This is a genomic window from Agriterribacter humi, from assembly GCF_009192765.1.
Lineage (GTDB): Bacteria > Bacteroidota > Bacteroidia > Chitinophagales > Chitinophagaceae > Agriterribacter > Agriterribacter humi.
Genome location: NZ_VOHQ01000003.1, coordinates 1 through 20828, shown reverse-complemented (window position 1 = coordinate 20828; position 20828 = coordinate 1). Strand labels below are relative to the sequence as shown.

General features: G+C 42.8%; 18 protein-coding genes. All 18 read left to right on the top strand.

Annotation, left to right across the window (positions count from 1 at the left end):
• Complete coding sequence (locus FRX45_RS06485; protein ID WP_152267599.1) at positions 1-1500, top strand: MOP flippase family protein; 1500 nt, start codon at positions 1-3, stop codon at positions 1498-1500.
• Entirely contained in the window at positions 1448-2572 is a 1125-nt protein-coding gene (locus tag FRX45_RS06480) for a TDP-N-acetylfucosamine:lipid II N-acetylfucosaminyltransferase (protein WP_152267598.1), read from the top strand. The genes FRX45_RS06485 and FRX45_RS06480 overlap by 53 nt, the downstream gene beginning before the upstream one ends.
• A 112-nt stretch (positions 2573-2684) precedes the next feature.
• Positions 2685-3266, top strand: coding sequence for an acyltransferase (locus tag FRX45_RS06475; protein WP_152267597.1), 582 nt, complete (start codon positions 2685-2687; stop codon positions 3264-3266).
• A gap of 4 nt (positions 3267-3270) precedes the next feature.
• Positions 3271-4284 (top strand): Gfo/Idh/MocA family protein, encoded by a 1014-nt coding sequence (locus FRX45_RS06470; RefSeq protein WP_152267596.1) that lies wholly within the window; start codon positions 3271-3273, stop codon positions 4282-4284.
• Positions 4285-4303: 19 nt separating this feature from the next.
• A complete protein-coding gene (locus tag FRX45_RS06465) occupies positions 4304-5476 on the top strand; it encodes a glycosyltransferase family 4 protein (RefSeq protein ID WP_152267595.1) in 1173 nt (390 codons plus the stop codon).
• Positions 5477-5602: 126 nt separating this feature from the next.
• Entirely contained in the window at positions 5603-6784 is a 1182-nt protein-coding gene (locus tag FRX45_RS06460) for a glycosyltransferase family 4 protein (RefSeq protein WP_152267594.1), read from the top strand.
• Positions 6785-6812: 28 nt separating this feature from the next.
• Positions 6813-7724, top strand: a complete 912-nt coding sequence (locus tag FRX45_RS06455) for an FkbM family methyltransferase (RefSeq protein WP_152267593.1) — start codon at positions 6813-6815, stop codon at positions 7722-7724.
• Positions 7725-7729: 5 nt separating this feature from the next.
• On the top strand, positions 7730-8869 hold the full coding sequence (locus FRX45_RS06450; protein ID WP_152267592.1) for a glycosyltransferase family 4 protein: 1140 nt from the start codon (positions 7730-7732) through the stop codon (positions 8867-8869).
• On the top strand, positions 8866-11586 hold the full coding sequence (locus tag FRX45_RS06445) for a LamG-like jellyroll fold domain-containing protein (RefSeq protein WP_152267591.1): 2721 nt from the start codon (positions 8866-8868) through the stop codon (positions 11584-11586). The genes FRX45_RS06450 and FRX45_RS06445 overlap by 4 nt, the downstream gene beginning before the upstream one ends.
• Before the next feature lie 64 nt (positions 11587-11650).
• The gene (locus FRX45_RS06440) at positions 11651-12883 is read left to right on the top strand and encodes a hypothetical protein (protein ID WP_152267590.1); all 1233 of its coding nucleotides are present in this window, start codon (positions 11651-11653) and stop codon (positions 12881-12883) included.
• Positions 12834-13892 carry a glycosyltransferase family 4 protein gene (locus tag FRX45_RS06435; RefSeq protein WP_152267589.1) on the top strand — a complete coding sequence of 353 codons (1059 nt, stop codon included), beginning with the start codon at positions 12834-12836 and terminating at the stop codon, positions 13890-13892. The genes FRX45_RS06440 and FRX45_RS06435 overlap by 50 nt, the downstream gene beginning before the upstream one ends.
• Positions 13879-15024, top strand: a complete 1146-nt coding sequence (locus tag FRX45_RS06430; RefSeq protein ID WP_152267588.1) for a glycosyltransferase family 4 protein — start codon at positions 13879-13881, stop codon at positions 15022-15024. Before FRX45_RS06435 ends, FRX45_RS06430 begins: the two co-directional genes overlap by 14 nt.
• A gap of 272 nt (positions 15025-15296) precedes the next feature.
• Complete coding sequence (locus tag FRX45_RS06425) at positions 15297-15602, top strand: GIY-YIG nuclease family protein (protein ID WP_152267587.1); 306 nt, start codon at positions 15297-15299, stop codon at positions 15600-15602.
• A gap of 242 nt (positions 15603-15844) precedes the next feature.
• Positions 15845-16402, top strand: a complete 558-nt coding sequence (locus tag FRX45_RS06420) for a WcaF family extracellular polysaccharide biosynthesis acetyltransferase (protein WP_152267586.1) — start codon at positions 15845-15847, stop codon at positions 16400-16402.
• A gap of 19 nt (positions 16403-16421) precedes the next feature.
• Entirely contained in the window at positions 16422-17168 is a 747-nt protein-coding gene (locus tag FRX45_RS06415) for a glycosyltransferase family 2 protein (protein ID WP_152267585.1), read from the top strand.
• Positions 17169-17505: 337 nt separating this feature from the next.
• A complete protein-coding gene (gene gmd, locus FRX45_RS06405) occupies positions 17506-18621 on the top strand; it encodes a GDP-mannose 4,6-dehydratase (RefSeq protein ID WP_152267584.1) in 1116 nt (371 codons plus the stop codon).
• A gap of 119 nt (positions 18622-18740) precedes the next feature.
• A complete protein-coding gene (fcl, locus tag FRX45_RS06400) occupies positions 18741-19664 on the top strand; it encodes a GDP-L-fucose synthase (RefSeq protein WP_152267583.1) in 924 nt (307 codons plus the stop codon).
• Positions 19665-19932: 268 nt separating this feature from the next.
• Positions 19933-20673 carry a tyrosine-protein phosphatase gene (locus tag FRX45_RS06395; RefSeq protein ID WP_152267582.1) on the top strand — a complete coding sequence of 247 codons (741 nt, stop codon included), beginning with the start codon at positions 19933-19935 and terminating at the stop codon, positions 20671-20673.
• Positions 20674-20828: the final 155 nt, after the last annotated feature.

Genomic DNA, 20828 nt, shown 5'->3' with positions numbered 1-20828 from the left:
TTGAGTACACAAAGCTCAAAAACAAAAAAAGGATTGAAATGGTCGGTCATTGACCAGGTAGTAAGACAATTCATTACGTTAGTTATATCGGGCATCCTATCGAGATTACTCACTCCTGCTGAATATGGTTTACTGGGCATGGTAACGGTGGCGATTGGTTTTTTACAGGTATTTAAAGATATCGGTCTTGGATCAAGCATTATACAAAAGCAGGGCATTACAGCAGAGGAGCAATCTACCATATTTTGGCTGAGCATAATGATAGGACTTGTTCTGGCGCTAATGCTCGTGTTAACTGCACCATTGATAGCGGATTTCTTTAATGAACCGCAACTAACCCTCCTTATACGGGTTATGTCATTGAATTTTTTATTTAGTTCAATGGCCATCGTTCCCGATGCGCTCATACAGAAAGCCATTGATTTTAAAAGCTATTTTTACCGTAACCTCGGTACCACGCTATTAGGAGGGCTACTGGGAATAGGGCTTGCCTTTAAAGGCTTTGGGGTCTGGGCCCTGGTGGGGCAAAGTTTATTAACCAGCTTTGCCGGGCTGATCATCAGTTTCCGGATGGTGCAATGGCGTCCTCAGTGGATATTCAATAAGACGTTGTTGAAAAGTCACTTGCGATTTTCCCTGCCTTTACTGGGCGACAGTTCTATTAATTACTGGGTGCGAAACATTGATAATTTGTTGGTTGGGAAATTCTTGGGTGCTGTTTCTTTAGGCATATATAATCGTGCATACGGCCTAATGCTTTTACCCCTAAGGCAAATATCTTCTACAATATCGCGGGTGATGTTTCCTTCTTTTGCATTGATTCAACATGATGCTGCCTTAATATGGGACCAATATTGCAAAATGATGTCTCTTGTAGCAATGGCCACGTTTCCGTTAATGGCTTTTTTAGGGGTATACGCTCATGAAGTTATCCTCATTGTATACGGCCCAGGCTGGATGGAGGTAGTTCCTTTGTTAAAAATTTTAAGTTTTCTCGGAGCAGTTCAGTCCATCGCCACGCTGGCAGGGCCAGTTTATTATGCAAAGGGAAAGACCTTATTATTATTTAGGGTTGGATTGGTTTCCAAAACACTGATGATTGCGGGAATCATATTAGGGCTTGTATACGGAGGGTTAACTGGTATGGTATGGTGCTATCTGTTATCGAGCATGATCGCATTCTTTGTAGAAGTTTATTTTGTTTGCTATATGCTGTTTAAAAAAATTACAGACTTCTTTACAAATGTTGCACCTGAATTTATTGCTTCTCTGCTTTACCTCGGAATTTTATTGATTGCCAAATACTGGTATGGCAACACTGGGAATTTTTTATCACCCTCCTTCATTGGGTTTCATTTTGTTGTGGGGCTTTTAGCGCTGCTGGCATATATTTATATATTGCATATCATGCGCAGTAAAGGGCTTCAAATAGCAAAGAAAAATATCTATGGGAAAAGAAAAGAAGTTCCTTCATTTAATGATGGACGAAAGGTTCATTGATTATTTTATAACACAGTCGGAAGAAGTTAAGCCGGGCGGTTCGGTGTACTGGGTCGCACAAAAGCAAACAAAAGAACTAAAGCATACGAAATCACCTCTAATAAAGCAAGTTAAATGGACGAAGCAAACAATCCCTTTCCTGGCAAAAGAGGCCAATCAATATGACAAGCTGGTGTTACATAGTTTTTTTTTCGATCAATTGGAATCTTTTTTGAAAAGCCTCCGGAAAGACACTGAGGTGATCTGGATGTTTTGGGGTGGCGATGGCTATAAATTTACTCCGGCTGAAAAAAGATGGTACCTGCCATTAACCTGGCAATACAAAAAAAATGTACTGAAAAAGGATATTGGAACTGCCAGAAGTATTGTTCGGGAATTAAATGCTTTTCGCTTACGTTGGATAAAGAGCCGTGCAACCTGCGCTTTGATCAGGCGGGTAAGTATTTGTGCAACCTGGGTAAAATATGATTATGAGATGATCCGCCATCTCAACACAAAAATGAAATGGACCTATTATTCTTATTTCACAGCGGAACAAATGGCACTGGCTACATTGGGGCCACAAACGCTGAATGTAAACAGGCTATGGTTAGGTAATTCGGCAACCGACACCAATAATCATTTAGACGCATTGCATTATCTCAAGGGTATCGGCTGGAAAGGAGATATCGTTGTCCCTTTATCTTATGGCGGAAAGGATTATGCCCAAAATATAATAGCTTACGGAAAGCAATATTTCGCTGAAAAATTTATCCCGATCACGGAATTAATGCCGTTGGATCAGTACCAGCAATACATCAACTCCTGTGGAATAGTTTGGATGAACCATATCCGTCAGCAGGCCGCTGGTAACACTCTCGCTGCCCTATATATGGGGAAGGCTGTGATCATGAACAGCAACAACAATTTATATAAAACCTTAAAAGATTGGGGTGTGCGTTTTGCGGAGAAAAGCGTTTTGGAGAATGTTGAAAATATAAAGGGAGAGCTGTTTAACCATAACAGACTGATCATTGAAGCTAATCTTTCACAAAAGGAAAATTTGGTTGCCGTGGCTAAAATATATAGTTAGTATAAATTGAATCAATCGAAAAAAGAATTAAAACATTATAAAAGAACTAAAGGCATAAAAAATTTATTAAAGAAAATGGAGAGAATTACTTTTCAACCAAATTCATATTCGTATGTCCTTAGATAATACCTACTCACATCCTACCGCCTTAATTGATGAAGGTGCAATCGTTGGAAAAGGTACCAAAATCTGGCATTTCTCTCATATTATGCAGGGTGCAACAATTGGTGAATCCTGCAATCTCGGGCAAAATGTAGTGATATCGCCGGGCGTTGTATTGGGGACCAATGTAAAAGTGCAGAACAATGTTTCTATATACACAGGAGTTATATGCGAAGACGATGTTTTCCTCGGCCCGTCTATGGTCTTCACCAATGTGATCAATCCCCGGAGTGCCATAGCACGAAAAACAGAGTACAAGCAAACCCTCGTCAAGAAGGGCGCTTCAATAGGAGCTAATGCTACCATCGTATGTGGCAACACCATTGGCGCGTATGCCATGATTGGCGCCGGCGCCGTTGTTACAAAAGAAGTGGCGCCCTACGCCTTAGTAGTAGGTAATCCGGCAAAGCAAATCGGGTGGGTAAGTGAGTATGGCCATCGCTTGAAATTCAATGATGAAGGAAGAGCAACCTGCCCGGAGAGTGGAATGGTATATGAACTAAAAGCAAATACAATAAGCAAGGTTAAATAAAAATATGGAAAAGAAAAAGATCAGGTTTGGCGTGATAGGTTGCGGGCATATTGGCAAAAGACATGCTACCATGGTGTTGAATAACCCGGAATGTGAATTGGTGTGCCTTTGCGACAACCGTTCTGCAGCCGAAACAAAAACCGAAGAATTCAATGTGCCATATTTTAAAGAACTGGAGCAAATGCTGAAGCAGGGGCCGGCATTTGATGTATTGTGCATTGCCACGCCCAACGGCCTGCACGAAGCGCATGCCATACAGGCTCTGCGGGCAGGCAAACACGTGGTGGTGGAAAAACCTATGGCGCTTACCAAAGCGGGTTGTGAAAAGATCATTTATGAATCATTGCACCAGCATAAGCAGGTGTTTTGTGTAATGCAAAATCGTTATTCGCCACCTTCGGTGTGGCTAAAGCAAATCATATCCAACAATATCCTGGGCAAAATTTTCATGGTGCAGATCAATTGTTACTGGAACCGCGATGAAAGATATTATACCAAAGCCAACTGGCACGGTTCAAAAGCTTTAGACGGCGGCACATTGTTCACGCAGTTCTCGCACTTTATAGATATCATGTTCTGGTTGTTTGGCGATATTGAAAACATTCGGTCGAACATCAAAACATTCAACCACCACGGATTAACAGAGTTTGAAGATTCAGGAAATGTACTCTTTGATTTTGCGAATGGGGGCTCGGGCGTATTGAACTTTTCCACCTCGGTATGGGATAAAAACCTGGAAAGCAGCATCACGATCATTGCAGAAAAAGGTACAGTGAAGGTGGGTGGGCAATACATGAATGAAGTGGAGTATTGCCATATCAAGGACTATACCATGCCCGAACTGCCACCATCCAATCCTCCCAACGATTATGGCGTCTATAAAGGCTCTGCAGCCAACCATCATTTTATTTTTGAAAATGTGGTTAACGTTATATCCAATACCCATCCTATTACCACCAATGCACTGGAAGGTCTAAAAGTAATTGAGATTATAGAAAGGATTTATAAAAGTGCATAGAACTCCCTGCAGTATTTCAATGGAAAATAATTTGATCGAAGAAAAGAAATGTTCGGGGTTGTATATTGTTTCTGAAACCGCTTGCTTGAATCCTAACACCGGTGCTAACAACCACATTAACGCCGGACTTTCACAACTACAGAAATATTTTGATATCAAGCTGTGCTTATTTTGCAAACCCTATAAACCTCCAACAAGAGAATCTTCATCTTACCCTTTAAAATCAAACAATACCATTGGGTCACTAAGAGGAAAATTAAAAAGTTCTATAAAATGGATTTACATTTTACTAATCAATCATGTTCACTTTTTTACATGCTTGAAAAAAGTAAAACAGGCCTCCCCGGTATTTATATATGAGCGCTCAAGCTATCTGAATTTTAATGGCATTATTATCTCGAAGCTACTTCGAATACCACACATGTATGAAGTAAATGGAATTCTCTCGCATAGTAATTCCAGGTATTTTCCAAAATTTCTTAATAAAATTTCTTTTGAGCTCGAAAAGAAGGCCTATCGTAATACTTTTGGCTTTTATGTAGGCGGAATAAATGAATTATTAAATATTCCTTATCATAACTATTTTATCATTCAGAATGGTGTTGATGAGGAATTTGCGGTAAAATTCAAAGCCAGGAACAATGTTGTTAAGGATAAAATAAACTTGGCGTTTATAGGACATGTAATGCCTCATCACCGGTTGGATGTATTAACTGAATCATTGCAACTGCTTGCCAATCCTTTTGCATTTAGATTGCATTTAATAGGATCGAACCTCGAATCTTTAAAAGATAAAATCCCTGATTCGGTGGAAACCATTTTTTATGGTAGTTTAAATCATAATCAAATTTCTGAATTAATAAAAGATTTTCATATTGGCGTTATTACTTTTGCTTTACCTTATTTTAGTCACGTTAAGGCCTTCATGTACGGCGCTGCAAAACTGACAATGATAGTTCCGGATTCCAGGAATTTTAAAAATATATTTTCTGACAATGAAGTAGTTTTCATTAAAAATGCGGACGCCAAGGACATGGCAGACAAACTGAATTTCCTGGCAGCAAACCCATCAGCATTGGAGAAATATGGCGAAAATCTGTATAATAAAATTCGTAATAAGTTTACCTGGGAAAAGATCTACGAGGAAATAGGTTGCAAAATCGATAAAGTTATCAAAGAATACCACACTTAGTTTTTATAAATTCCTCGTTTCAAAAGGGAGGGCCGATGCTGCAAACCAAATCCCTTTTTAGTAAGAGCTAATTTCTGAAACCTTATTGCTTTATTACTCCGTATCACTACTTTTAAAAAAGCACTATTGACCATTTTACGCGTACATGAAAACCCAACCATTAAGGGGGGCAGCGAAGTATACATCAGGGATGTAAGTGAGCAGCTGGAAAGCAGGGGCATTAAGAATATTCTACTTTTTATAACAGAAGAACAACCAGGATACAGAATATTTGTTAACCGGGAATGGATATCCAACATTCCGAAGGAGGATTTAACAATAACCTTAGATGATATTTTAAAGGATTATAAGATTGACCTGGTGCATATTCATGGTTTGTCCATAGTTAAAGCCATTGAATACATGTTGTCACGCTACAAAGTAGTGCGCACAATGCACGAACCGCGAATGGTTTGCCCCGGTTATGGCAAGTTTTGGGTTACAGATGGCAAGCCTTGCACCGTAAAATACGGTTTTCACTGCTTTTATCACGCCTATACACAAAAATGCTTCAGGAGCCGTATGCCCTTCAATGTGTTTAAAGACTATCAAAGAACAGAGTTCGAGGTTAAGAATGCGGGGAAACGTTATGCCGCCATTTTAACCATGTCCGAATACATCCGCAACGAAGCGATCATTGGAGGGATCCCGGAAGAAAAAGTGATCTGCAATCCGCATTTTACAAAATTTGAATTGCCCTATTTAGCCTTTGAAGAAAGGGAGAGAAAATTTTTATTTGTAGGGAGGTTGATTGAGCATAAAGGCATATACCAGTTATTGGATGCCATACTGCCGGTATTACAGCAGAATGCCGATACCGCTTTACAAATAATAGGAGATGGCCCGCTATATAATTATGTCATGGATTTTGTAAAAGGTCATCAGCTACAACACCAAATAGTAGTTGAAAAATGGAAATCATCCGCTGAGATCAGTACACTGATGAAAACATCCTACTGCGTTCTTTTTCCTTCTATTTACCCGGAAGCATTCGGGTTGGTGGGTATAGAGGCAGCCATGCATTCAAAACCCGTGATCGCCTTCAATACCGGGGGGGTGTCCACCTGGCTGAAAAACAACTTTAATGGGTTTTTATTAAATGAGGTATCAGCGGATGCTTTACGCGGAAGCATTCAAAAAATGATTGATAATCCTGAACAGTACAAGCAAATGTCAAAAAACGCCTGGGAGTTGGCCAGTTCTTATTTCTCACCCAAACGACATGTAGAAATGCTGATCGATATATACCTTAAATGCCTTGCAACATAAAATAGTAACATGCATTTCAATATAGCTTATGAAACGGAAGATATCGCGACTGATTAAGAAAACACTGGTATCCCTGGGGTGGGATGATTTTGTAGCAGATCAATACCACAAAACACACGGGTATCTTTTTAAAAAATTAATACCCGACAGAACTTTTTATAAAAGGGAAGAAGAAAAAACAATTAAAAGATATAATACCTGGTTTACAATACAACCAGCGGATTTTACACAATGGTTGCTTTTTCGCGATAAAGCCGATACGCATGTTGATGCGGCATTAAAAATAATAAACCCCGGAAAGGAAGGGCTGATCCTTGACATTGGCGCTAATTGTGGAAATTTTTCTTTAATAATGGCACAAAAAATAAAGGAAAAACAATGGCAAAAACAGGTAATGGCTTTTGAACCAAATCCCCGCATATTTAGCAGGATAAGTCAAAACCTCAGTTTAAACCCACAAATTGAATCTATACTAAAACTGGTAAACAAGGGAGTTGGCGAAAAAGCATCTGTACTTGAACTTCAGTTGCCATTAAGGAATTCCGGTGCAGCTTCATTGATACGTAATTATGAACATGAACCCCATGAAAAACATCTTGTGGATATTGTAAGCATTGATGATTTTTTAGCAGATAACAATACGCCTGTTGAGTTTATGAAAATTGATGTGGAAAATTTTGAGTACTATGTGCTTAAAGGTGCAGCCAAAACAATCGAAAAGTTTAAACCGGCCATTTATATTGAAATGGGAAAAGGGCAATTAAACCAGGCAGAGATTTTTGCTTTTTTTGCAACGCATTGCTATACTTTATTCGGAGAAGATAGTAATAATTTTGTATTAATAGAATCCCCTGACGCTGCCAATGCAGAACGATACAGAAATATATTGGCAACCGGCAACAAAGAGCATGCCTCAAAAATGAACAGGGAACTGATTTAATCAGGATGAAGATAGCATTGATAACAGATGGTATTTGGCCCTATGTGATTGGCGGCATGCAAAAGCACTCTTATTTTTTGTGCAAATACCTGGCAAAAAACCATGTTGATGTATTGCTGGTGCACACGGCTACCACCATAACAAAAGAAATAAAAAACTTAAACTGCTTTACAGATGAGGAAAAAAAATACATCAATCCGGTTATAGTAGAAAAACCGCGGGTAAAATCATTCCCCGGTCATTATATTTACCAGGGCTGGCTATACTCAAAAAAGATATACGAAACACTCAATGGTTTTCCCGCTGTGGATTTTATCATTGCCAAGGGCATGACGGGCTGGTATTTCCTGCACAAAAAGGATCCAGGCGCACCGCCTGTGGCCATCAATATCCATGGCTACGAGTTTATGCAAAAAAAGTCCGGTTTTAAAATGCAGCTCGAAACCTTATTACTCCGTTTTCCACTTACATGGGTAAATCGCCATGCCGATTACATTTTTTCGTACGGGGGTAAAATAACGGGCTATATCAAAAAGCTGGGCATATCCTCAGATAAGATCATTGAGATTCCCGCGGCCATTGAGCGCGAGTGGATGAACGCCGATAATGTGGAAGTGAGACCCGAAAGGAGATTCCTGTTCATAGGACGCTACGAAAGAAGAAAGGGCATTGAAGAGATCAATGCCGTCATTATAAAGCTTGCCGGTAAATATCGTTTTTCCTTCGCATTTGTGGGACCTATTCCCGAAAATAAAAGGCTTGATTTACCGGAAATGGTATACCACGGCACCATCCGCAACAGGGAAGATTTACAGGCCATCCTGGCGCAGTCGGATGTGCTGGTTTGCCCCAGCTATTCGGAAGGCATGCCCAATGTAATACTAGAGGGTATGGCCAACGGCTGCGCGGTTATCGCCACAGATGTGGGCGCTGTATCTTTACTGGTAAATGAACAGAACGGATGGCTGATCCCTCCAGCCGACAGCCATGCGCTGGAAACGGCAATAGCAGATGCCATCAATTGCAGTAACGAAATGTTGCAACAGAAAAAAAGATCAGCCTACCGGTGGATTGCGGGTAAATTTTTATGGCCCGATGTGAGCCAAAAATTGATCAGTGCCATTGAAGATAAATTGAGCCGATGAAAAAAATATTATACCTGCTGTGGCTTTGCGGTTGTGGGTTGCTTTTAAGAGCGCAGCAACCTGTGCATTACTGGACATTCGAGGGCAGCGAACTGCTGAATGACCAGGTGGTAAGAAAAGCGCTCAATATAAAAAATTACAATGCAAAAGTTGCACCTGTTAAAGGTATTGTAGGCAGTGGCATTGAATCTGTTTTTTCTGATAGACTGCTTGTGACCAATCTTTTAAAACCGGTGCGGGATCTGTCTGATTTTACACTGGAACTGGCTTTCAATGGCAGGCAATTCATGTTCACTACTTTTCCCAAACCGGATTTCCGGTTGAATTTTTCCTCCGGGGGTATAAATATCCGGTATACTGTTAAACGAAAGGAGAAAGAGGCGATTGAAAACTGGACCATCCCCCTGAAGGGAGCGGGAGTGGCCAGTTATAATAATCTTGTTAACAGGCAATGGCATCATTTTGTTTTTACAGCCCAAAAATCAGGGAGTTTTGAAGTATGGATAGATGGCAAAACCGACCCGACATTCACAAAAAAGATAGAATCCTTTGATAATTGGGTAATCGAGGGCGGAGACGGACTCAGACTGGATGCCGCTATAGATGAACTGGCATTTTATACAAGCGCTCTTTCTTCCGAACTCATACAGCAGCACGCGCATGAATTGGAAAACGGGCAACATTATAGTTTCCGGATTAATCCTGCTGTTATCGCCCGGCGAAAAAAACTGCCGCAACAGGAAAGCTATACCATGGATGAAAAAGAGTTTGCACCCGGTTATCCCGATTATACCGTGCAGGCCACCGAGCAGTTAAAGCAATTCCCACTTCCCCGGTATGCTCCCGGCATCAGCCTGCCCCGTAATTTCCCCTGGATGGATATAACCTACCTGCACAGGGAATTGCCCGGTGATGGTGGCAACGGCTTTGGTAAAATAAATCCAAAAACGGCGGTACAACTAACCGGAGAACTTGCCGAAAACTGGAATTACTATATTGAGCTGCCCACGCTTAGGGTAGATTCGGCTACAGCACAAAAAAGGTACAGCAGCCCAACTGAAATATTTTCCTCCCTGATAGGCTATGCCAATAAGCACCCGCAATTGCCCGCCGCTACAGTATTGATGCAGGTGCAGAATAAACCGGCGCAGGCGGGTTTCGACAGGACGTCCCCGTATGTTACGGCAAAAAACCTGTCGGATAAGTATTATCTCCGCAATAAAGCTGGCAAACCAATAGTGTACAACAATAAAAAATGGCTGAACCCATTTTCCTCAATGGACCTGGTTCAGCAAGATGCCCTTACCTCTGTTTTTTACCTTAAACAGTTAGCCAGGCATTTAACCCGCAACATTAACATGATCAATGAAAACGGGGAATGGTTTGGCCACAAATGGCCTGCACAGCTTTTGCAACAAAGCCCTGAAGTGGCCGCCTGTCTCAAAAAATCAGGAATGGATTACGATCGTTTTAACGGCTGGATGCACAACCGGTTTGATTCGGTGTATAAAGCTACCATCCTGGAAAATATCCCCTGGAAAAATGTGACATTTACCTTTTACAATGTAAGCGCTTACAACAGCGCCTATTGGCCCCAATACAGCGAAAGAATAGGGACCAACAGCCTGTTTAACGGAGCACCCCGTTCCACACCTGCTTTTTATCCCGCCCGGCCCGATAACTGGCGTCTTGCTTCGGGACCCTTAAATGGTTACGGCACGGTAGCAGAAGGCAGGAAAAAAGAAATAAGTTTAGGCGTTAAATTTTTCGCACCTTTTATCAGTGCCGGATGGAGCCTTGAAGAAAAAAATATCCGGCCGGCGCAATGGCTGGGCTTATTAAAATCCATGGTGATGCTGGGCGCCGATTTTTTTCATGTGGGCTATTTTAACGTTACAGGCAAAACGGGCTGGCCCAATGGTAAGGGCCCCAATGATCCGCGGGGATATATTTACCAGGCGGCCATGCCGGCCTATGCCCAGGCCATCGCCTCACAGGCATGGGAATTTTTAGATAAGGGTGTGCTGTTGGAAGATCCTTTATCGAAAGAACAGCGCATGCCTTTTGCCTTTGCCGCTTCAGCATCTAACCATTTGGTGCTGGTGCGTAAGCTGGATAAAAAATACCTGATCTATGGCACTGTGCAGCCGAGCTCAAACTACAAGGGCAATACGGTACTGGAAGCAACCACCTCTATCACCCTTGAAGGTAAAAAAATTAGTTTCAATATCAGGCGGCAGGGCAGCATGTATGTGCTCGATCTTTCAGGAGCCCAACCGGTGTTTTACCAGTTGGATGGCTGGCACCAGTATGAGCACCCTTATTACTGGTCAAAAGCCGTTGAAATAGAAGCGGAAAATGTAAAGTACCTTACGGGGCTAAACTTAATAACCGAGAAAGGCACTGCACCGGAAAATGATTTTTCTGATTTTGCCACATATGTTCAAATGGTACCTGGTAAGTCTATAGGGGTTAATATACCTAAAAAACGCAATGGTGAACTATCCTTTTCTTTTTCAGCCAAAAGTGCCAATGGCAATGTGTCTATAATATTTAAATCAGCTTCAGGAACCATAAGAAAGACGATCTCTTCAGGTGATCTTAAAGAGATAACCCTCACTGCGGCTGATCTGCATGTATTGCAACTAAAACCTGGTGAAAGATTGAACCTGGGTGCAGAGAACGGAAATGTGTTGTTGGATAAACTTAGATTTTGAGCAATCCCAAATGATACCAGGCTACTTACATACGATACAATCGCCTGATAAAAAAAAGATATACATGGCCTCACTTGTGGAGGTGCTGCTGGTATTATCTGTATTTACGAAAGAGATCGGATCAAGAAGGATTTTCGGTATTGACTTCGACTTTATCGCCTACCCCTTCGCTATTGTTTTCTTTTTGTTTCATTTGAAGGATATTGTCCTGGCGGAAACATTTCCTTGGAAAATCTATCTGTATCTTATAATTATCAGCTTGTTTTCTATCCTCCTCCTGCAGCTAAGCTATGGGGGATTTTTAAAGCAGTTTTTACCTATTCTAATAATATATTCCATCAATTTTTTTATTATCGGAACCTATAACTGGCGAATGCTTTTCAGGCTCTACCTGAAATTCACGTGGCTATCTGCGATATTCGGAATCATACAAGTTATAGTTTCATATGGAGGGATTGATTTGATTAACCGGCAAGCTGGAAGGCTTGATTCCATCGCATATGAACCATCGCATTACGCCGCCATCCTGGTGCCTGCCCTAGTTTTTGCATTTTTCCATTTTAAGCAATACAAACTGTATTTCTTTACGATGCTCGCCGCGCTTCTTCTTACCTATAACCTTACGGGGTATCTGGCCTTCCTGGCCGTGATCAGTATCGCATATATAAACCCCTTGTATGTTATGATCTCCGTTCCTTTATTATACTACCTGGTTTTTCATGTGCTGGTAAATTTTAACGAGAACTTTAATATACGCATCACGGAAACGCAACAGGTGTTCAGTGGCGACGTGAATGTGTTAACCCGGCAGACCGTTGCCAATGGCACAACGGTTTCGCTCTACTCTAACCTGATGGTGGCGGAAGAGAACTTAAAAAACGGGAACATCTTTGGCAGCGGTTTGGGAGGCCACGAAGAAATGTACTATCGCTATTTTGAAAACTCTTCTTTCAGGTACAGTTGGTTTTACGGCCTCAATGCGCCATCGGGCCATTCACTCACCATCCGCATTTTTTCGGAATTTGGTTTAACTGGATTGATTATTTACTTTGTTACATTAATAAGAAAAGTAGTGCTATTAGATAATGGGCTGTATAGGAGCATTTCACTTGCCTGCTTAAGTCATTTTGTTTGTAAATCTTTCAAGCTGGGTGGATATATTGACTATGGAACACCCTTCTTTTTTGCCATGCTGCTTATCAATTACAGGCACTATCACAAGTATACCACAAAAGCCCAACTAAAAAATGAAAGAAAAAAGCCAGTGCTACCTGTTCCTTTACAGCCGGTTGCCTGATTATTTTTTTCGTTGTGTGCAATATTTGCTGCAAACCAGTGCTGGCGGTTCGGAGGCTCGGATAGTGTGTTACCCGCAGGACAGCAATGCACCCTACCAATATGAAGATGCACCCGGCGCCATCAGCATTATTGAAAAAAAGAATTTGGCTGCAATTAACAATTGGGAACCCGATGTAATATATATGGCCGGCTGGGGCGATAAGGAGTACAACCAGGTGGCAGCCAAATGGATAAACAGGATACCTGTAATTATAGGGATGGACAACCCCTGGAAGGGCACTGCAAAACAAAGGCTGGCGGGTCTTATAGCTCCATTTTATCTTAAAAATAAAGCTACTCATCTATGGGTGGCGGGATATCCTCAATATGAATACGCAAGAAGGATGGGGTTCCCGGCTAACCGGATAATTCATGACCTGTATTGCGCGGATACCGCAAAATTCAGGAAGCTCCTGCCTGGTTTCCGGAAGCGTATCGTATTTGTGGGGCGGATGGTGGAATATAAACGTCCGGGCTGGTTGCTGGAAGCTTTTACTGAACTACTGGCAAACTATCCCGAACTGCAGGATTGGGAATTGCTGATGATTGGTAACGGACCTTTGCAACAGGCCTTGCAAAACAAATATACCGGGGTAAAGCAGGTGTCGTTCCTGTCTTTTGTGCAACCGGCCGAACTGGTGCAGTATTATCATCACTCTTCCGTTTTTTGCATGCCCAGTTTATACGAGCATTGGGGCGTGGTAGTGCAGGAAGCCGCCGCGGCAGAACTGGCATTATTGCTTTCGGATACCTGTGGTGCAGCGTCTACATTCCTGATCAACGGATTTAATGGCTTTGTTTTCGATTCCGATAATAAAAATAACTTCAGGCAAAAACTATATACGCTAATGAAGGTAGAACCTGCCGAACTACAGAAAATGGGTAAGCGAAGCGCGGCGCTTTCGGAAAGAATAACACATGATACCTGGTGTGGAAATTTGAAAAGCGTACTGAATGGCGAGAGTTAAAATAATGGTCTTCACCGACTGGTACGAACCCGCATTCAAGGCAGGAGGCCCCATCCGTTCATGCGTGAACTTTGCGGCGCACATGAAAGCGGATTATGATATTTATATTTTTACCGGCGACAGGGACCTGGGTGACACAAAAGCTTTCCGTGCAATTGAAACGAATCGTTGGTTAGACAGTGATGGCGTTTATCTTTTTTATGCTTCTCCCGGCGCGCTGAACTGGGAAAACATTCTGGTGCAGGTACAGGATATTAAGCCGGAATATATTTACCTCAACAATATGTATTCGAGGTATTTTACCATTTATCCCCTGCTGATGAAACGGCTGGGCTTTATTAAGGCGAAGGTAGTACTGGCTCCAAGAGGTATGTTGCAAGAGGGCGCTATACGTTTTAAATCGGGTAAGAAAAAGAAATTTCTATCCGTTCTTAATTTCTTAGGCGTGCCCAAACACATTCATGCGCATGCCACGGATGAACAGGAGAAAGCTGATATTTATACTTATTTACCCAGGGTAAACAAAGTAACGGTTATACCAAATTTCTCACCTGCCACACAGTCCGCACCGGCTTATCTTAAGAAAAATAAGGGAGAATTGCGTGCTGTTTTTATTTCGAGGCTTGCCCAAAAAAAAAATATTTTATTCTTTCTTTCCCTGTTATCTCAACTGCCTATGCATATGCAATTGTTTTTTACCATAAGGGGAAGTATGGAAGATGAAGGGTACTGGCAGGAATGCCTCAACTGTATTGCAAATTTACCGGCGAATATTTCAGTTCAATTTGAAGGTCCCGTTGAAAACAACGAGGTAACCAGCGTAATTCAACAGCACCACGTTTTTGTATTGCCCACGCTGGGCGAAAATTTCGGTCATGCCATTTTCGAAGCCCTGGGTGCCGGCCGGCCGGTGCTCATCAGCGATCAAACGCCCTGGCGCAATTTGCAGGAGCATCATGCAGGTTGGGATCTGCCCTTAAGCGATGAAAAAGCTTTTGTGCAGGTGCTGCAGGAAGTGACCAGTATGGATGATGAAGCCTTTCAACGGTGGAGCGCAGGGGCATGGCAGTATGCAAAGAATTTTACGGAAAGCTCCAAACTGAAGGAAAAGTATAAGGAGTTGTTCAGTTAAAAGGCCCGTCCTTGCGAGGCGTAAGTGAATGCAGGAACTTTGTAGAATTACACACGCCGCGGCAAGCCCCCTGTAGCGCAGCGGAGTAATAAGCCAGTTCAAAAGAATTTAATCCGCCTCCGGCATTGGGGATTACTTCGACCCTTAAAAGTATTACCCGTCATGCAGACTTGTTCAGGGTCTCGTAATGACGTTCAAAAAGGCAAATCAGGGGATTATTTCGGCCCTGTGACGTATTTATATAGCATTTGAATTCCTTTGGAGGTCTCGTAATGACGTTTGTAAAAGGCGGCTTCGTTTATATCATAACCAATAAACATCATACAGTGCTGTATACAGGCGTTACAAGCAACCTGGCAGCAAGGATTCAGGAACACAAGGAAAAAAAATATCCCAAAAGCTTTTCAGCCAGGTATAATACTGAGAAACTGGTTTATTATTTTTTCTTTCCAACCATAATGGAAGCTATTGAAGAAGAAAAAAGAATCAAGGCAGGAAGCAGGTCGGCCAAAATTAGAATGATTGAAAGTATGAATCCGGAATGGAATGATCTGTGGAAAGAAATAAAGGAGTGGTGACCATAAAAGGCCCGTCCTTGCGAAGCGTAAACGAATGTTCGAAGTTAGAAGAATTATGCACGCCGAAGCCTGCCTATCGGCAGGTAGGCAAGCCCATTGAAGCGAAGCGGAGTAATGAGCCAATTCAAAGCATATAATCCGCCTCCAATCCGGGGGATTACTTCGACCCGTAAAAGTATTATCTGCCAGTCAGGTTTGTTTTGGGTCTCGTAATGACGTTCATAAAAGCATTATACAAACCAATGCCCCGCACAGACTACAGCACATATAACAACAACTGGTACAAACAAACCATAGGAGCGGGCAAAATAAAGCAGGCCCTTTGGTATTTTACCAATGTGCTTTTTTTCATCAACCCGCTGAACCCCCTGTCGGGTTTAAAATGCTGGTTATTAAAATGTTTTGGCGCCAACCTCGGCCGCGGAGTGATAATAAAACCTGGTGTTAACATCAAATATCCCTGGAAACTGGTTATTGGCGATCATTGCTGGATTGGTGAATCGGTTTGGATAGATAACCTGGGTAAAGTAACACTCGGTAACCATGTTTGTATTTCACAGGGAGCCATGCTGCTTACCGGAAACCACAATTATACAAAAACAAGTTTTGATTTAATGGTAAAAGAAATCATACTGGAAGACGGGGTTTGGATAGGAGCAAAGGCCGTAGTTTGTCCCGGCGTTACCGCTTTTTCGCATGCCATGCTCAGCGTGGCATCAGTAGCCAACAAAAACCTGGAAGCCTATAGTATTTATTCGGGCAACCCGGCAATTATGCTTAAACAAAGAGTGATTGTATAGAAACGCGAACCTGAGTTGCATGAAAATCTCCCTCATCACGGCCACTTACAACAGTTCATCCACCATAAGAGATACATTGCAATGTATACAGGCGCAGGATTATGCGGATATTGAACATATTATAGTAGATGGGGGATCAGCAGACGATACATTGCGTATTGTTGCGGAGTTTCCGCATATTGCCAAACTCATTACCGAAAAAGATGAAGGCATTTATGATGCCATGAACAAGGGCATTGCGGCCGCAAGCGGCGACGTGATCGGCATTTTGAATTCGGATGATGTGTATGCCCGCAACACGGTTGTTTCAACGATAGCCCGGGCTTTTAGCAATCCTGAAGTTCAGGCTGTTTATGCTGACCTGCAGTTTGTGCAGCGTGATGACTTACATAAAGTAGTACGCACATGGAAGGCCGGCCCATACAGTAAAAGGAGCTTCTATTATGGCTGGATGCCGCCCCATCCTACTTTTTTTGTACACAGGAAAGTATATGATAAAGTGGGCCTTTTCAATTGCAGCCTGCGTTCCGCTGCCGATTATGAACTTATGCTGCGCATATTGCTGAAACATGAAATACCGGCCGTATATATTAATGAAGTGATCATTAAAATGCGGGTAGGCGGTGTAAGCACGGCATCATTAAGAAACAGGTTAAAGGCCAACAGCCAGGACAGGCTGGCCTGGAAAATAAACGGACTGGATCCTTATTTCTTTACCTTGTATATGAAACCGCTGCGAAAGCTGGGACAGTTTTTGAAACGATAGTCAGGGTACAGGTTGCAGGGTGCAGGTTGCAGGTTGCAGGGTACAGGGGGCAGATTGCAAGTTGCAGATTGCAGGGTGCAAGTTGCAGGGTGCAGGGTGCAGGGTGCAAGTTACAGGTTGCAGGGTGCAAGTTACAGGGCACAAGTTGCAAGTTGCAGGTTGCAGGGCGTGAAAGTTACAGAGGGCAGGGGCAGGGAACGAACTAAAGCTCAAATCCGGTGCAGACTGTCAGCTTTCAGCCGGACACAATAATCTCAAATTAGAAACCTTTCCGCTGTGGCGGATCAAAAATCAGAAATCAAAAAATCAGAAATCATAAATCTATTCATATTCCATCATGAGTAAAACCGCTTTAATTACCGGCATCACCGGGCAGGACGGCGCCTATTTGGCCGAATTATTATTATCCAAAGGATATTTTGTGCACGGCATCAAACGCCGCAGCTCACTGTTCAACACCGAACGTATAGATCACCTGTACCAGGATCCGCACGAAAAAAATGTACGGATGAAGCTGCATTACGGCGATCTTACCGATTCCACCAATCTCATCCGCATTATTCAGGAAACCCAACCGGATGAAATATACAACCTGGCGGCCATGAGCCATGTGCACGTGAGCTTTGAAACCCCTGAATATACGGCCAATGCCGATGGGCTAGGCGCCTTGCGCATATTAGAAGCCGTTAGGTTCCTGGGATTGTCCCAAAAAACAAGGGTATACCAGGCATCCACCTCCGAATTATACGGGCTGGTGCAGGCAGTGCCACAGTCGGAAACCACACCATTCTACCCGCGTTCTCCCTATGCTGTAGCGAAGCTGTATGCATACTGGATTACGGTAAACTACCGCGAGGCCTATACTATGTTTGCAACCAACGGCATATTGTTCAATCATGAATCGCCATTGCGCGGGGAAACATTCGTTACCCGAAAAATAACAAGGGGCGTTGCCAAAATCGCCCTGGGCATGCAGGATAAGATCTATCTCGGCAATTTGAATGCGCGGCGCGACTGGGGCCATGCAAAAGATTATGTGGAAGCCATGTGGCTGATACTGCAGCAGGATAAACCGGAAGACTATGTAATTGCCACGGGCATTACTACACCCGTGAGGGAATTTGTGCGGATGGCATTTGCCGAGGTAGGCGTGGAAATTGCTTTCAGCGGAACCGATGATAAAGAAACAGGCGTTGTACAATCCTGCAGCAACCCGGCGTATCAACTGGAACCGGGTAAAGAAGTAATAGCCGTTGACCCCAAATATTTTCGTCCAACGGAAGTAGACCTGTTGATTGGCGATGCCACCAAAGCCAGAACAAAACTGGGCTGGAAGCCAAAATATGATCTGCCGGCATTGGTAAAGGAAATGGTAGCCGCCGATGTGGAGCTTTTTAAAAAAGAAAAACTTTTGAAAGAAAGCGGGTTTACAGTGAAGAATCAATATGAGTAGATTGAAGCACCAGGAACCAAATTACAAAAAGCAAAACAAATTCGATATTTAAAGCGCGAAATCCGAAGAACTGTGAACCCAAACCATAAACAACAAACCAAAAACTATAAATAATATCCTTGAACACACACGATAAAATATATGTTGCCGGTCACCGGGGAATGGTAGGCTCGGCTATTGTACGAAAGTTAGGGGAGCAGGGTTTTGAAAATATAGTTGTACGCACATCCGGCGAATTAGACCTGCGCAACCAGCAGGCTGTGGAAGATTTTTTTGTACAGGAAAAGCCCGCTTATGTTTTCCTGGCTGCAGCCCGCGTGGGGGGCATTATGGCCAATAACAGTTTCCGCGCCGATTTTTTGTATGATAACCTCATGATCCAGAACAATGTGATGCATGCGGCATATAAAAACAAGGTAACCAAGCTCATGTTCCTCGGATCATCGTGCATCTATCCCAAACTGGCGCCACAACCATTAAAGGAAGCGTACCTGCTTACCGGCCTGCTGGAACATACCAATGAGCCTTATGCCATTGCCAAAATAGCAGGTATTAAATTGTGTGACGCCTTTCGTGCTCAGTATGGCTGCAATTTTATATCGGTAATGCCCACCAATTTATATGGACCAAACGATAATTATGACCTGAAAAAATCGCATGTATTGCCCGCGCTGATGCGGAAATTTCATGAGGCCAAAATAAACGGTCACAACAGCGTAACCATCTGGGGTACGGGTACCCCGCGCCGTGAGTTTTTACATGTTAACGACCTGGCCGATGCCTGCTATTTTTTAATGCAACGATACAATGAACCGGGGCTGATCAACGTAGGCATTGGCGAAGATATTACCATAAAAGACCTGGCATTGCTGATAAAAGAGATAGTAGGCTATAGCGGCGCAATAGAACACGACATGTCGAAGCCCGATGGCACACCCAGGAAATTAATGGATGTAAGCCGCCTGCAGGCATTGGGCTGGAAAGCGAAGATCCATTTAAGAGAAGGAATAGCCGAAGTGTATAAGGATTTTGCAAAACAATGAACCACGGAGACACGGGGAAGTTTGTAGTTTATAGTTTGTGATTTATACTTTCTTAAATTCAAAACGCTCTTTGCGCCCGTTGCTCCTTAGCAACCCCTGAACCACGGAAGCACAGCGGCACAGAGAAGCACACAGGGGAATGCATGATCTGCACTTTATGATTTCCTGCACCCAAAAGTGCCCCAATTTTTCTTTGCGTTCTTTGCTTCTTTGCGTGAAACGCCCCTGCAACCTGAACCCTGTAACCTTTTAAATCTCAAATTCCGTTATGTTTTCCCTCTTCAAAAAAAAACAACCTGATTTCAGCGGTAACCTCAGTGTACTGAAATGCGATATGCATTCGCACCTTATACCTGGTATAGACGATGGGTCGCCTGATATGGATACCTCCATACAACTTATTGAAGGGTTGCGCGATGCGGGCTATGAAAAGCTGATCACCACACCCCACCTCATGCCTGACCTCTACCCCAATAACAGGCAAATCATAACACGGGGATACGAAAAGTTGAAGGCAGAGGTAGAGAAAAGGAATATCAATATCCGTTTGCAGGCAGCGGCGGAATATTTCTTAGATGATCATTTTGATCATTTGCTGCAGCAGGATGAACCATTGCTAACGATAAAGGATAATCTTGTACTGGTGGAATTTTCATTTGCAAGTGCGCCGCTGGATTACAAGGAAAAAATATTTGCTATACAAATGAAGGGCTATAAGCCTATACTCGCACACCCCGAACGCTATTCTTATTTTCATCATAAGCCCGAAATATACGATGAGCTGAAGAATGCCGGTTGTTTGTTCCAGGTTAATATACTTTCATTGAGCGGTTATTACGGTAAAGGCGTGGCGCAAACGGCAGCGCGCCTTTTTAAACTCAAATACATTGATCTTTTGGGAACCGATCTTCATCATCACCGGCATTTAGAGCATTTGCAAAGCCCTGCGGTATATCAAAAAGTAAATGAAATTGCCGCAACTTTGCCACTCCTGAACAACCAGTTGTGAAAGGTTACAGGTTACAAGTTGCAGGTTGCAGGGTGTGTATGCCTAAAATAGGTTGACAAAAAACAGTCACTTATGCGGCAAGTTAACTCAAAATTAGAAATCCGTGAGCATCGGATTTTCTCTGAGGAATTAAAAAAGAAAGCGATTAAGGAATT

Excerpts from the sequence above, each read along its gene's own strand:
- FRX45_RS06480 (WP_152267598.1), top strand. The coding sequence starts at position 1,448 with ATGGGAAAAGAAAAGAAGTTCCTTCATTTAATGATGGACGAAAGGTTC.
- FRX45_RS06475 (WP_152267597.1), top strand. The coding sequence starts at position 2,685 with ATGTCCTTAGATAATACCTACTCACATCCTACCGCCTTAATTGATGAA.
- FRX45_RS06470 (WP_152267596.1), top strand. The coding sequence starts at position 3,271 with ATGGAAAAGAAAAAGATCAGGTTTGGCGTGATAGGTTGCGGGCATATT.
- FRX45_RS06465 (WP_152267595.1), top strand. The coding sequence starts at position 4,304 with ATGGAAAATAATTTGATCGAAGAAAAGAAATGTTCGGGGTTGTATATT.
- FRX45_RS06455 (WP_152267593.1), top strand. The coding sequence starts at position 6,813 with ATGAAACGGAAGATATCGCGACTGATTAAGAAAACACTGGTATCCCTG.
- FRX45_RS06450 (WP_152267592.1), top strand. The coding sequence starts at position 7,730 with ATGAAGATAGCATTGATAACAGATGGTATTTGGCCCTATGTGATTGGC.
- FRX45_RS06445 (WP_152267591.1), top strand. The coding sequence starts at position 8,866 with ATGAAAAAAATATTATACCTGCTGTGGCTTTGCGGTTGTGGGTTGCTT.
- FRX45_RS06440 (WP_152267590.1), top strand. The coding sequence starts at position 11,651 with ATGGCCTCACTTGTGGAGGTGCTGCTGGTATTATCTGTATTTACGAAA.
- FRX45_RS06435 (WP_152267589.1), top strand. The coding sequence starts at position 12,834 with ATGAAAGAAAAAAGCCAGTGCTACCTGTTCCTTTACAGCCGGTTGCCT.
- FRX45_RS06430 (WP_152267588.1), top strand. The coding sequence starts at position 13,879 with ATGGCGAGAGTTAAAATAATGGTCTTCACCGACTGGTACGAACCCGCA.
- FRX45_RS06425 (WP_152267587.1), top strand. The coding sequence starts at position 15,297 with ATGACGTTTGTAAAAGGCGGCTTCGTTTATATCATAACCAATAAACAT.
- FRX45_RS06420 (WP_152267586.1), top strand. The coding sequence starts at position 15,845 with ATGCCCCGCACAGACTACAGCACATATAACAACAACTGGTACAAACAA.
- FRX45_RS06415 (WP_152267585.1), top strand. The coding sequence starts at position 16,422 with ATGAAAATCTCCCTCATCACGGCCACTTACAACAGTTCATCCACCATA.
- gmd (WP_152267584.1), top strand. The coding sequence starts at position 17,506 with ATGAGTAAAACCGCTTTAATTACCGGCATCACCGGGCAGGACGGCGCC.
- FRX45_RS06395 (WP_152267582.1), top strand. The coding sequence starts at position 19,933 with ATGTTTTCCCTCTTCAAAAAAAAACAACCTGATTTCAGCGGTAACCTC.